We start from the raw sequence: 13,521 nt of genomic DNA on the forward strand, positions 1-13,521 counted from the left end.
AGACGGCTTGCGTTTCGCGATCCGCGAAGGTGGACGTACGGTTGGTGCCGGCGTCGTAGCCAAAATCATCGAGTAATAGGTTATAGTAGTCGGCTCGGTAATGTCGCAAGGCATTCCGAGCGTCTATAGTAGGTCGGCTGATACGTCAGTCCTGAGTTCGAATGAGAAGCCTGGTGCATGTCAGTTCCGGGCTTTTCATGTTCTACCCGGGAAATCACTGATTTCCTGAAGTAACCGGATTAGGCCAGTAGCTCAATTGGCAGAGCGGCGGTCTCCAAAACCGCAGGTTGGGGGTTCGATTCCCTCCTGGCCTGCCAATCCGGTATGTGTCACACGTTGAGTATTTCAACTTTAGGGTTGCCGCGAGCATATTCATGGTCTCAAAGGCCGAAGTAACTAGTAACAGCGCAGATACCATCAAACTCGCTTCCGCTGGCGCCCTTGTGCTGCTGGGGCTGGTGGCATTCTACTATTTCGCTGCGCAGTCACTGCTGCTGCGGGTGGTGGGATTGCTCGTCATTGGTGCTCTGGCAGCCTTCATTGTCTATCAGACCGATCTGGGCAAGCGAACCGTCGCTTTTTTTCGTGATGCAAGGACCGAAGTTCGCAAGGTAGTCTGGCCCAGTCGGGCAGAGACGACTCAGACGACACTGACGGTCTTCATCATCGTGGTGCTGGTCGGTATCTTTCTGTGGTTATTCGATATGCTGCTGGCATATCTCTTTCGCGCAATCACGGGAATCTAGTCAAGCATGGCAATGCGTTGGTTTGTAGTGCAGGCGTTCTCCGGCTTCGAAGGAACGGTCAAACGTTCCATGGAAGAACGGATCGAGCGCGCTGGCCTTGGTGAAAAGTTCGGCGACATTCTCGTCCCGACCGAAGAAGTGGTGGAGATTCGCAACGGGCAGAAGCGCCGTTCCGAGCGCAAGTTCTTTCCCGGTTACGTACTGGTTCGCATGGAAATGGACGACGAAACCTGGCACCTGGTCAAGGATGTGCCGAAGGTTCTGGGATTCATCGGTGGTACGGCAGACAGGCCGGCGCCCATTTCCGACAAGGAAGCCGATGCCATCCTGCAACGTGTACAGGACGGAGTCGAGAAACCTCGGCCGAAGGTTCTGTTCGATGTGGGTGAGGTGGTCCGTGTAACCGACGGTCCTTTCAATGACTTCAACGGAGTGGTTGAGGAAGTCAATTTCGACAAGAATCGCCTGCTGGTGGCTGTGCAGATATTCGGACGCAGCACGCCGGTGGAACTCGAATTCAGTCAGGTCGAAAAGGCCTGATCATTCAGTAGCAGGCCTCTGGTCTGCAAATCACGCAATATCGCGTACAACCATCGGGGAGTCGGGCAGGGCGCAAGCAGCTGTCGGACGTTTGAACCCGATCAGGAGCAATCAGTATGGCCAAGAAAGTCCAGGCTTATATCAAGCTGCAGGTGCCTGCCGGTCAGGCAAACCCCAGTCCGCCGGTTGGACCCGCTTTGGGTCAGCACGGTGTAAACATAATGGAATTCTGCAAGGCATTCAATGCCTCCACGCAGAGTCTGGAAGCCGGCTTGCCGATTCCTGTCGTGATTACCGTCTACAACGACCGTAGTTTCACGTACATCCAGAAGACTCCTCCCGCGTCTGTCCTGCTGCGCAAGGCCGCCGGACTGGCCAAGGGTAGTGGACGTCCCAACACCGAAAAAGTGGGCAAGGTATCACGCGAACAGCTGGAAGAGATCGCGACGACCAAGAACCCTGATCTGACTGCTTCCGACATGGATGCAGCCGTACGTACCATCGCTGGCACCGCGCGCAGCATGGGTCTGGAAGTAGAGGGCGTATAAGATGGCTAAATTGGGAAAACGCGCCAAGGCGATCCGTGAAAAGGTCGACTCCGAGAAGCAGTATGGTGTCGAGGAAGCCTTTGCCTTGCTGAAGGAGCTGTCCACGGTCAAGTTTGCCGAGTCTGTCGACGTTGCGGTCAACCTGGGTGTTGATCCACGTAAATCCGACCAGGTTGTTCGCGGTTCAAGCGTGCTGCCAAACGGTACCGGCAAGACGGTTCGCGTTGCTGTCTTTGCTCAGGGTGCGCAGGCCGATGCTGCTCGTGAAGCCGGTGCCGATCAGGTCGGATTCGAAGATCTGGCCGAGTCCATCAAGGCTGGCAACATGGATTTCGATGTCGTGATTGCAGCTCCCGATGCCATGCGTGTCGTTGGTGCTCTGGGTACCATCCTGGGTCCACGCGGCCTGATGCCCAACCCGAAGGTCGGCACCGTGACGCCCAACGTGGCAGAAGCGGTCAGCAATGCCAAGGCAGGTCAGGTGCGTTATCGCGCGGACAAGGGCGGTATCGTTCACTGCACACTGGGCAAGGCGACATTCGAGCCCCAGCAACTGCAGGAAAATCTGCGCACGCTGCTCAATGACCTGGTCAAGGCGAAGCCATCGGCTGCCAAGGGCGTATACATGCGCAAGGTAACGGTTTCCACCACCATGGGGCCAGGCCTGACCATCGATCATTCCGGTCTCATCTGATCCGGCTGATCCTTCGATCCTGCTTCGCTGCTGCGGGGCAGGGTCGGCAGAACTAACATACTGGCGGTATTGCCGGTAGTAGGGAATGTAGTACAGAAGAACTTTGAGTGAGCAGACGTTGTGCCATGGCTAGCCATGACTTGGTCTGTCTCATCGAAGACCGCAGGTGTCAGTCTTCCGGATTGACTTAATGGCCTGCGCAGATGGGGATGCAACTGATGATGGTGTGTCAGCTGCAGAACCGAGTGGGTAAGTTGTATTTCTGATGCAACTTGCAAGGCATGGTCTTTCGACTCGTTTGAAAGGCCGTTTAACTAAAGGTGCTCTATGGCTCTGACTTATGCAGAGAAGCAAGCCGTCGTAGCCGAAGTCGCAGATGTTGCGGGTTCAGCTTTGTCGGCAGTTGCTGCCGAGTACCGGGGACTTAGCGTCTCGCAACTGACCGAACTGCGTGCAAAAGCACGTGAGACGGGCGTTTATGTGCGAGTCGTCAAGAATTCCCTGGCACGTCTGGCAGTCAAGGGGACTGAATTCGAGTGTATGAACGATCGCCTCAGCGGTCCGTTGATGCTGGGTTTCTCGCAAGAGGATCCCGGTGCGGCGGCACGTCTGTTCCGTGACTTCGCCAAGGACAATGACAAGCTTGTCATTACCCTGGGTGCAGTTGGCGGTGAAACGATCGATGCTGGCGACATAGGCAAACTGGCCAACCTCCCGACTCGGGACGAGGCTCTGTCAATGCTGATGTCTGTCATGCAAGCGCCGGTTACCAAACTCGCGCGTACCTTGAACGAAGTTCCGGGCAAGCTCGTTCGTACAGTGGAAGCTGTGCGTTTGTCCAAAGAAGCTTAATACGAACCAGATCGTCCGGTTCACTCAACTTAGACTTACAGGTTATCCGGAGATATACCGGTAGCCGATCGGAGATAGACAGATGGCAGTATCAAAAGAAGACATGCTGGAAACCATTGCCAACATGTCAGTGATGGAGGTTGTAGACCTCATCAGTGCAATGGAAGAGAAGTTTGGTGTTTCAGCCGCTGCAGCCGTTGCTGCTGCGCCTGCTGCTGCTGGCGACGCCGGTGCAGCTGCTGAAGAGCAAACTGACTTCGACGTGGTTCTGGCAGGTTTCGGTGAGAACAAGGTTGGCGTTATCAAGGCTGTTCGTGGCGCAACCGGCCTCGGCTTGAAAGAAGCGAAGGACCTGGTTGAAAGTGCACCAGCTCCAATCAAGGAAGGCGTGCCTAAAGCCGAAGCTGAAGAGCTGAAGAAGGTTCTGGAAGAAGCCGGCGCCTCCGTCGAGCTGAAGTAATCGTTGTACCCCTCGTTGCAGCCCCGGAGCCTGGAGCTTCGGAGCAGTAACATCGACAGGCTGACAGTCGTTGTGACTGTCGGCCTGCCGTCGTTTCCGACGGAAAATATTCGAACTTGCGTGCTCGCCCGGCGCGCGACCTTCAAGACTGTGAGGAACGTTGATGGCTTTTTCGTTCACTGAAAAAAAACGTATCCGCAAGGATTTTGGAAAGCGCGCTCCAATCCTTGAGGTGCCGTACCTGCTGCAAACGCAGCTGGACTCCTACCGCAACTTCCTGCAGGAAGATAAAGATGCGGAAAATCGTGCTGAAGTGGGCCTGCATGGTGCCTTCAACAGCGTGATGCCCATTGTCAGCTACTCTGGCAACGTCGAGCTGCATTATGTCAGCTACCGTTTGGGCAAGCCTGCTTTCGACGAGCGGGAATGCAAGATTCGCGGCCTCACGTTCGCAGCCCCGCTGCGCGTTCTGGCACGCCTGATCATCTATGACAAGACTGCTCCAGCGAGCAGCAAGGTCGTCAAGGACATCAAGGAACAGGAAGTGTTCATGGGTGAATTGCCACTCATGACGGACAATGGAACATTCATCATCAACGGTACTGAGCGCGTCATCGTCTCTCAGTTGCACCGTTCTCCGGGCGTATTCTTCGACCATGATCGCGGCAAGACGCATTCGTCGGGCAAATTGCTGTTCAGCGCGCGCATCATTCCGTACCGGGGTTCCTGGCTGGATTTCGAATTCGATCCCAAGGACTGTGTCTTCGCGCGTATCGATCGTCGACGCAAGCTGCCGGCAACCATCGTGTTGCGCGCCCTGGGTTATGAAACCAGCGAAATTCTGGAAAACTTCTTCGAAACACACAAGATCTCCCTGTCCAAGAACAAGATCGAGATGGAGCTCGTTCCCGAGCGCCTGCGTGGTGAAACGGCTGCGTTCGACATCAAGGCCGGTGATGATGTGGTGGTCGAGACCGGTCGTCCGATCTCTGCCCGTCACGTCCGTGTACTGGAACAGGCCAATATCAAGAAACTGGAAATTCCCGATGACTACCTGGTAGGCAAGATCCTGTTTCATGACATCGTCGATCCGGAATCCGGAGAGATCATGGCATTCGCCAATGCCGAACTGACAGCGGAAATGATTCAGCTGATCAAGGATGCGGGCATCAAGAAGATCGAAGTACTGTATGTCAATGATCTGGATCGTGGTCCTTTCATCTCCAACACTCTGCGTATCGACCCGACCAACACGCAGCTTGAAGCGCAGGTGGAAATCTATCGCATGATGCGTCCTGGCGAGCCTCCTACCAAGGAAGCCGCGCAGAACCTGTTCAACAATCTGTTCTTCGAAGCGGATCGCTACGACCTGTCACCGGTTGGACGCATGAAGTTCAACCGTCGACTGATGCGGGAAGACACACAGGGACCAGGCACACTGGATCGGGAAGACATCCAGTCCGTGCTGAAGGTACTGATCGATATCCGCAACGGCAACGGCACGGTTGATGACATCGACCATCTGGGCAATCGCCGTATCCGAAGTGTGGGCGAAATGGCCGAAAACGTGTTTCGCGTCGGTCTGGTGCGTGTCGAACGTGCCGTGCGTGAACGTCTGGGTATGGTCGAGTCCGAAGGGCTCATGCCACAGGACATCATCAACGCCAAGCCGGTAGCAGCTGCGGTCAAGGAATTCTTCGGATCCAGCCAGTTGTCGCAGTTCATGGATCAGAACAACCCGCTGTCGGAAGTCACTCACAAACGTCGCATCTCGGCGCTTGGCCCGGGTGGTCTGACGCGTGAACGTGCCGGCTTCGAAGTGCGTGACGTACACCCGACTCACTACGGTCGTGTGTGCCCGATCGAGACACCGGAAGGCCCGAACATCGGTCTGATCAATTCCCTGGCTGTCTATGCGCGTACCAACAACTTCGGTTTCCTGGAAACGCCATACGTCAAGATCGCCAACGGCAAGGCCACGGACCAGATCGAGTATCTGTCTGCCATCGAAGAAGGCAACTACATCATTGCCCAGGCCAACACCGAACTGGATGCCGAGGGCAATCTGATCAATGAACTGGTGTCGGTGCGAACCAACAACGAATTCACCATGGCTCGTCCCGAGCAGGTGGAGTTCATGGATGTCTCGCCCAAGCAGATCGTATCGGTGGCAGCTGCGCTGATTCCATTCCTGGAGCACGATGATGCCAACCGCGCCCTGATGGGATCGAACATGCAACGTCAGGCGGTTCCGACTCTGCGTGCCGAGAAGCCCCTGGTAGGTACCGGTATCGAACGTATCGTGGCCGTGGACTCCGGTTCTGCCGTGGTTTCCAAACGCGGCGGTATCGTGGATTCCGTGGATGCGGCGCGTATCGTGGTTCGTGTGCATGACGAAGAAGCCGAAGCGGGAGCCGGTGGTGTGGATATCTACACCCTGACCAAGTACACACGTTCCAACCAGAACACCTGCATCAATCAGCGTCCGCTGGTGAAGCCGGGTGATCAGATCGAGCGTGGTGATGTTCTGGCTGACGGACCGTCCACCGATATGGGTGAGCTGGCTCTGGGTCAGAACATGCTGGTGGCGTTCATGCCATGGAACGGTTACAACTACGAGGATTCCATCCTCATCTCCGAGCGTGTGGTTCAGGAGGATCGTTTCACGACCATCCATATCGAAGAACTGACCTCGGTGGCACGTGACACCAAACTCGGGCCAGAGGACATCACGGCGGATATTCCCAACGTCAGTGAAGGGCTGCTCTCGAAGCTGGATGAGTCCGGTATCGTCTATGTCGGCGCCGAAGTTCGCCCCAGCGACATCCTGGTCGGCAAGGTAACGCCCAAGGGCGAAACGCAGCTGACGCCGGAAGAGAAGCTGCTGCGAGCCATCTTTGGTGAGAAGGCGTCCGATGTGAAGGACACCTCGCTGCGCGTGCCACCCGGCATGGATGGAACGGTCATCGATGTGCGTGTCTTCACTCGAGATGGTGTGGACAAGGACTTGCGTGCCCAGCAGATCGAGCGCGAAGAACTGAAGCAGGTTCGCAAGGATATCGATGACGAGACCCGTATCATCGAAAACGATATCTATCAGCGAATCGAGAAGCTGATTGTCGGCAAGGAGGCGGACAAGGGACCCAACGGTCTGGGCAAGGGCGACAAGATCACCAGTGAGTATCTGAATGGTCTGGAAAGAGACAAGTGGTTCCAGATTTCACTGCAGGACGAAGATCTGAACGTGCAGCTCGAGAAGATCGGGCAGAGCATCTCGGATCATCGCGACGCCTTCGAACAGCGATTCCTGGAGCAGAAGGAGAAGATCACCTCGGGTGATGACCTGGCGCCGGGCGTACTGAAGATGGTGAAGGTCTACCTGGCTGTCAAGCGTCGCCTGCAACCGGGTGACAAGATGGCTGGTCGTCACGGTAACAAGGGGGTTATCTCCATGATCGTGCCTACCGAAGACATGCCGTATTCGGAAGATGGGGCGCCGGTGGATATCTGCCTGAACCCGTTGGGTGTACCGTCGCGCATGAACGTGGGTCAGGTACTGGAAATGCATCTGGGCTGGGCTGCCAAGGGTCTGGGACACAAGATCAATCGCATGATCAAGGCGCAGAAGGCAGTGGGCGAGATTCGCGAGTTTCTCGACAAGGTCTACAACCACGAGGGCGCCGGTCAGCACGTCGACATCGACAGCCTCAGTGATGCAGAGATCAAGGAGCTGGCACATAACCTGATCCGTGGTGTTCCCATGGCCACGCCGGTTTTCGATGGTGCTGCCGAGAAGGAGATCCGGCAGATGCTGGCTCTGGCAGATCTGCCGGAGTCGGGTCAGGCACATCTGTATGACGGTCGTACCGGTGACAGCTTCGAGCGTCCGGTGTCGGTCGGTTACATGCACATGCTGAAACTGAATCACCTGGTGGATGACAAGATGCACGCCCGTTCAACCGGTCCGTACAGTCTGGTTACCCAGCAGCCGTTGGGTGGTAAGGCACAGTTCGGTGGCCAGCGCTTCGGTGAGATGGAAGTCTGGGCACTGGAGGCCTACGGTGCTGCCTACACGTTGCGTGAAATGCTGACGGTCAAGTCCGATGATGTGAAGGGTCGTAACACGATGTACAAGAACATCGTGGACGGCGATCACCGGATGGATGCCGGCATGCCCGAGTCATTCAACGTGCTGCTCAAGGAAATTCGCTCGCTCGGCATCAATATCGAACTCGAGCAGGATAAATAAGACATTGAGTTCAAGAGACACCATTGCCCGGATGATCGTGCGAAACCCGTTTTCCGCTGTAAAAGATAGGGGAATCAAAGAATGAAAGATCTGCTGAATCTGTACAAGATGCAGGGCCAGACCGAAGAGTTTGATGCGATTCGCATCAGACTGGCTTCTCCGGAGACCATCCGTTCATGGTCTTACGGAGAGGTGAAGAAGCCGGAAACCATCAACTACCGGACATTCAAGCCGGAGCGGGATGGTCTGTTCTGCTCCAAGATCTTCGGACCTGTCAAGGACTACGAGTGCCTGTGCGGCAAGTACAAGCGCCTGAAGCATCGCGGCGTTGTCTGCGAGAAGTGTGGTGTGGAAGTGACCCAGACCAAGGTACGTCGTGAGCGCATGGGTCACATCGACCTGGCCAGTCCGGTTGCTCATATCTGGTTCCTGAAGTCGCTGCCAAGCCGCATCGGCCTGCTGCTGGACATGACACTGCGCGAGATCGAGCGCGTCCTGTATTTCGAGGCCTATGTGGTCATCGATCCGGGCATGACGACACTGGAAACCGGACAGCTGCTGTCCGATGAACAGTACCTGGAAGCCATCGAGGAGCACGGTGACGAGTTCGATGCACGCATGGGCGCGGAAGCGGTTCATGATCTGCTGAAGGACATCGACATGAATACCGATGCGGAGAATCTTCGTGAAGAGATCGAAGCAACCAAATCGGAAACCAAGCTGAAGCGTCTGACCAAGCGTCTGAAGCTGGTTGAATCGTTCATCGCATCCGGCAACCGTCCCGAGTGGATGGTCATGACCATTCTGCCGGTACTGCCGCCGGACCTGCGTCCGCTGGTACCACTGGACGGTGGTCGTTTTGCCACGTCCGATCTGAACGATCTGTATCGCCGAGTCATCAACCGCAACAATCGTCTGCGTCGCCTGCTGGAGCTCAATGCGCCGGATATCATCGTGCGCAATGAAAAGCGCATGCTGCAGGAATCCGTGGATGCACTGCTGGACAACGGTCGACGTGGACGAGCCATCACTGGCTCCAACAAGCGTCCTCTGAAGTCGCTGGCCGACATGATCAAGGGCAAGCAGGGTCGTTTCCGACAGAACCTGCTGGGCAAGCGAGTCGATTACTCGGGTCGTTCGGTCATCGTGGTGGGGCCGACCCTGCGTCTGCACCAGTGCGGTCTGCCGAAGAAGATGGCACTGGAACTGTTCAAGCCCTTCATCTTCTCCAAGCTGCAGATACGTGGCATGGCGACCACCATCAAGGCTGCCAAGAAGATGGTCGAGCGTGAAGGTGCGGAAGTGTGGGATATCCTCGAAGAGGTCATCCGCGAACATCCGGTCATGCTCAATCGTGCGCCAACACTGCACCGTCTCGGTATCCAGGCGTTCGAGCCGGTACTGATCGAAGGCAAGGCGATCCAGCTGCATCCTCTGGTTTGTGCAGCCTTCAACGCTGACTTTGATGGTGACCAGATGGCCGTGCACGTGCCCCTGTCCATCGAGGCACAGCTGGAAGCGCGCGCCCTGATGATGTCAACCAACAACGTTCTGTCGCCAGCCAACGGTGAGCCGATCATCGTGCCGTCACAGGATATCGTTCTGGGTCTGTACTACATGACGCGGACACGGGTCAACGCCAAGGGCGAGGGCATGGTGTTCAGGGATATCGCCGAGTGTCATCGTGCCTATCAGAGCAAGGTTGCCGATCTGCACGCCAAGGTGACCGTGCGCATTACCGATTACGTCGAGAACGAAGCGGGTCGCTGGGTACCGGTACCACGCCGTGTCGAGACAACTGTCGGTCGTGCCATCGTGTCGGAGATTCTTCCGCCCGGACTGGAGTTCGCCAATGTCGATCTCAATCTGACCAAGAAGAACATCTCCAAGCTCATCAACCTGTGCTACCGACGTCTGGGTCTGAAGGAATCGGTCATCTTTGCCGATCAGTTGATGTATCTGGGTTTCCGTTACGCGACTCTGGCCGGTGTCTCCATCGGTATCGAGGACATGATGGTGCCGGAAGACAAGAAGAAGCTGATTGCCGCGGCGGAAGCCGAGGTCAGCGAGATTCAGGACCAGTATTCCGAAGGTCTGGTGACCAAGGGTGAGCGTTACAACAAGGTTGTCGATATCTGGTCTGCGGCCAACGATCAGGTGGCCAAGTCCATGATGGCAAGCCTGGGTACCGAGAGCGTCGTCGATCGTGAAGGCAAGACGGTACAGCAGGAGTCCTTCAACTCGATCTTCATGATGGCCGACTCGGGCGCTCGTGGTTCTGCGGCGCAGATTCGTCAGCTGGCGGGTATGCGTGGTCTGATGGCCAAGCCGGATGGTTCGATCATCGAAACGCCGATCATCGCGAACTTTCGTGAAGGTCTGAACGTGAATCAGTACTTCATCTCGACGCATGGTGCGCGAAAAGGTCTGGCCGATACGGCTCTGAAGACGGCCAACTCCGGTTATCTGACGCGTCGTCTGGTGGATGTGGCTCAGGACATGGTTGTCGTGGATCCGGATTGCGGTACCACCAACGGTCTGACCATGAAGCCGATCATCGAAGGTGGTGATGTGGTTGAACCGCTGCGTGAGCGAGTGCTGGGACGCGTCATCGCGCAGGCGATCACCAGGCCTGGCGACGACACTGCTGTCTTGCTGGAAGCCGGAACGCTGCTCGACGAGCACATGGTGGACATGCTGGAAGAGGCCGGGGTCGACGAGATTCTGGTGCGCTCCGCGATTACCTGTGAAGCCGATTACGGTGTCTGTGCGGCCTGCTACGGTCGAGATCTGGCACGAGGCCATATCATCAATATCGGTGAGGCCGTGGGTGTCATGGCGGCACAGTCCATCGGTGAGCCGGGTACTCAGCTGACCATGCGTACCTTCCACATCGGTGGTGCCGCGAGTCGTTCGGCTGCTGCCAGCAGCGTGGAAGCCAAGTCCAAGGGGTCGGTACGCCTTCACAACATGAAGGAAATCACCAACAAGGAAGGCAAGCTGATGGCCGTTTCACGCTCTGCCGAACTGGCGGTCGTGGATGATGCGGGTCGTGAGCGTGAGCGCTACAAGATTCCTTACGGTGCGGTGATCCAGGCGAAGGAAGGCGAGGCCATCGATGCCGGTGCCATTCTGGCCACCTGGGATCCGCACACGCATCCGGTCATCACCGAGGTGGCAGGTTACGCGAAGTTCTCCGATTTCGTGCAGGGTGTCACCACCAAGGAAGAGACCGATCCGACGACCGGTCTGACGGACAAGATCATCACGGATCACAAGCAGCGCGGTGGTACGAACAAGGATCTGCGCCCGATGGTGAAACTGGTGGACAAGGATGGCAAGGATCTGAACTACGCCGGTACCGAAATTCCGGCTCACTACTTCCTGCCACCGGGTGCGATCATCAATCTGCAGGATAACGATGAAGTGCAGGTGGGTGATGTTGTTGCGCGTATACCGCAGGCGTCTTCCAAGACACGTGACATCACGGGTGGTCTGCCACGCGTGGCCGATCTGTTCGAGGCTCGCAAGCCCAAGGAGCCGGCGATTCTGGCCGAGGAGAGCGGTACGGTCTCCTTTGGTACGCCGACCAAGGGCAAGCAACGCCTGATCATCACGGGTCCCGGACCGAAGCCACACGAAGAGTTGATTCCGAAATGGCGTCATATCAACGTGTTCGAAGGTGAAACGGTGGAACGCGGCGAGATGATTGCCGATGGAGAACCGAATCCTCAGGATATCCTGCGCCTGCGTGGTGTCGAGACTTTGGCTGCCTACCTGGTTCAGGAGATTCAGGACGTATACCGTCTGCAGGGTGTGAAGATCAACGACAAGCACATCGAAGTCATCATTCGTCAGATGCTCAGAAAAGTGGACATCACGGTGGCAGGGGACACGCGTCTGCTTCGCGGTGAGCAGGTGGATTACCTGCGAGTCAAGGAAATCAACGAAGCCTTGCTTGCCGAGAACCCGAATGCACAGCCGGCAGAGTTCGAGAATCTGCTGTTGGGTATAACCAAGGCATCGCTGGTTACCGAGTCGTTCATCTCTGCTGCTTCCTTCCAGGAAACAACACGAGTACTGACCGATGCGGCAGTTCGCGGTGCACGTGATGATCTGCGAGGCTTGAAGGAGAACGTTATCGTTGGACGTCTGGTGCCCGCGGGTACGGGGCTGGCCTTCCATAACGAACGCCGCAAGAGCCGGGCGAAGCTCAGTGCCGATCAGGCATTCGACAAGGTGATCGAGCAGGAGTCTGCGTTGTCTTCATCCGGTGTAGGCAGTCTGCCGGACGATGCAGCCATGCCGAGCTTGCTGGATATGGGGTCAGATAACGCCGCTGCGGGAGACGCCTGAGCGTTTGAAGACATCACCATCGCTCCGAGTTGATCGGAGCGGTGGATCTACGTTGCCGATACTGCGTGTTCATCGGTATCGCTGATGCTCAATGCCCTCCATCGTGAGGGCATTGTTGTTTCCGGGTCAGGCTTGTCCGCAGTGCGGGGGCACTGACACGGATCAGCCGGCTGCAACAACTTCCAGTGAGGTGACGGACGCCGTGGAGTGACGTTGCGCCATTGATGCCGGATCAGTCCGCTGGCGCATCGGGGTTACCCGTCGCCCGACGTTCGGCAATCCGGCGGGCATGGTATCGCTGAAAGGCTTCTTCGCTGTCATAGCCCTTCTCACGCACCCAGGTGAAGAGATCCAGAAAGGTACCCTTGCCAAACGCGCCCGGCATGGTGCCCACGGCCGCAGCGCCGACATCTTTCTCACCTTCTGCCTCTTCAGGCATGAACAGCCAGGTTGGTGTGAACATGATGTTCCATTTGGCGGCAGCCGATTTCTCGCTCAGTACTTCCCCATCAAGATCGATGACCTCTTCGTCACCATACAGATTGTATTGAACGACGATGTAGTGCTGTTTGATGTAGTCGACGACCTCAGGGTCCGTCAGTACGGTGTTGTGCATTTTACTGCAGTAAACGCAAGCAGCCTGCTCGAAGACGATGGCGAGTCGCTTGCCGTCGGCCTTCGCCTCCGCCAGGTCTTCCGCGACGTCCTTGAACGTCAGCGCAAACCACTCCTGCTTGTGCAGCCCGTCATCCCCGAGGGGGGCGGCGTCGGCCGTCGCGCTGCCGATCAGCAGTGCGACGAGGATCATCAGTCCAGTCGTTCTGATTGCCATTGAAAGGAGCCTCGAACGCGTCTCTAAACGGCTCCATGTTTCCACGAGTCTCCGGTTCGGGGCAAGTGTCAAATGCCGGAGAGGGCGGTGTAGGGCGGCGGCGGGAGCCTCTCAGCCAGTCCCTGCCACTGACAAGTCAAATAATTGACCGGAATTGTCCTCAGCGGAAGGTGGCGGGTGATTCGGGCGGTTTGAATCGGCTTCCTGTGTCTGACTGGAACAGGCGGTGTGACGTGGCAGAAAG

General features: G+C 56.7%; 9 protein-coding genes, 1 tRNA gene and 1 pseudogene. 10 read left to right on the forward strand and 1 reads right to left on the reverse strand.

The window, feature by feature from the left end; all coding sequences use genetic code 11:
• The 10 genes and pseudogenes from ACUNV4_RS28430 to rpoC form a co-directional block, all read left to right on the forward strand.
• Window positions 1-76: EF-Tu C-terminal domain-related protein (locus ACUNV4_RS28430; RefSeq protein ID WP_223268883.1), on the forward strand; the 76-nt coding region annotated here is incomplete at its 5' end.
• A 165-nt stretch (window positions 77-241) separates the two neighbouring features.
• A tRNA-Trp gene (locus tag ACUNV4_RS28435) sits at window positions 242-317 on the forward strand.
• A 57-nt stretch (window positions 318-374) separates the two neighbouring features.
• Complete coding sequence (gene secE, locus ACUNV4_RS28440) at window positions 375-746, forward strand: preprotein translocase subunit SecE (protein WP_430882056.1); 372 nt, start codon at window positions 375-377, stop codon at window positions 744-746.
• Between the two features lie 6 nt (window positions 747-752).
• Entirely contained in the window at window positions 753-1,286 is a 534-nt protein-coding gene (gene nusG, locus ACUNV4_RS28445; protein WP_430882057.1) for a transcription termination/antitermination protein NusG, read from the forward strand.
• 116 nt (window positions 1,287-1,402) lie between these two features.
• Window positions 1,403-1,834: a 50S ribosomal protein L11 gene (rplK, locus tag ACUNV4_RS28450; RefSeq protein ID WP_430882058.1), complete on the forward strand. Its 432-nt coding sequence runs from the start codon at window positions 1,403-1,405 to the stop codon at window positions 1,832-1,834.
• A 1-nt stretch (window position 1,835) separates the two neighbouring features.
• Window positions 1,836-2,528 carry a 50S ribosomal protein L1 gene (rplA, locus tag ACUNV4_RS28455; RefSeq protein WP_430882059.1) on the forward strand — a complete coding sequence of 231 codons (693 nt, stop codon included), beginning with the start codon at window positions 1,836-1,838 and terminating at the stop codon, window positions 2,526-2,528.
• Window positions 2,529-2,855: 327 nt separating this feature from the next.
• Window positions 2,856-3,380: a 50S ribosomal protein L10 gene (gene rplJ, locus ACUNV4_RS28460; RefSeq protein WP_430882060.1), complete on the forward strand. Its 525-nt coding sequence runs from the start codon at window positions 2,856-2,858 to the stop codon at window positions 3,378-3,380.
• An 82-nt stretch (window positions 3,381-3,462) separates the two neighbouring features.
• Window positions 3,463-3,840 (forward strand): 50S ribosomal protein L7/L12, encoded by a 378-nt coding sequence (gene rplL, locus ACUNV4_RS28465; protein ID WP_430882061.1) that lies wholly within the window; start codon window positions 3,463-3,465, stop codon window positions 3,838-3,840.
• Window positions 3,841-4,003: 163 nt separating this feature from the next.
• Window positions 4,004-8,089 carry a DNA-directed RNA polymerase subunit beta gene (gene rpoB, locus ACUNV4_RS28470; protein ID WP_430882062.1) on the forward strand — a complete coding sequence of 1,362 codons (4,086 nt, stop codon included), beginning with the start codon at window positions 4,004-4,006 and terminating at the stop codon, window positions 8,087-8,089.
• An 81-nt stretch (window positions 8,090-8,170) separates the two neighbouring features.
• Window positions 8,171-12,296 (forward strand): annotated as a pseudogene (gene rpoC, locus ACUNV4_RS28475) (DNA-directed RNA polymerase subunit beta'); the annotation flags it as partial.
• 381 nt (window positions 12,297-12,677) lie between these two features.
• Here rpoC and ACUNV4_RS28480 read toward each other — a convergent pair.
• On the reverse strand, window positions 12,678-13,322 hold the full coding sequence (locus tag ACUNV4_RS28480; protein ID WP_430882063.1) for a thioredoxin family protein: 645 nt from the start codon (window positions 13,320-13,322) through the stop codon (window positions 12,678-12,680).
• Between the last annotated feature and the right edge of the window lie 199 nt (window positions 13,323-13,521).

The organism is Granulosicoccus sp. 3-233, from assembly GCF_052681095.1.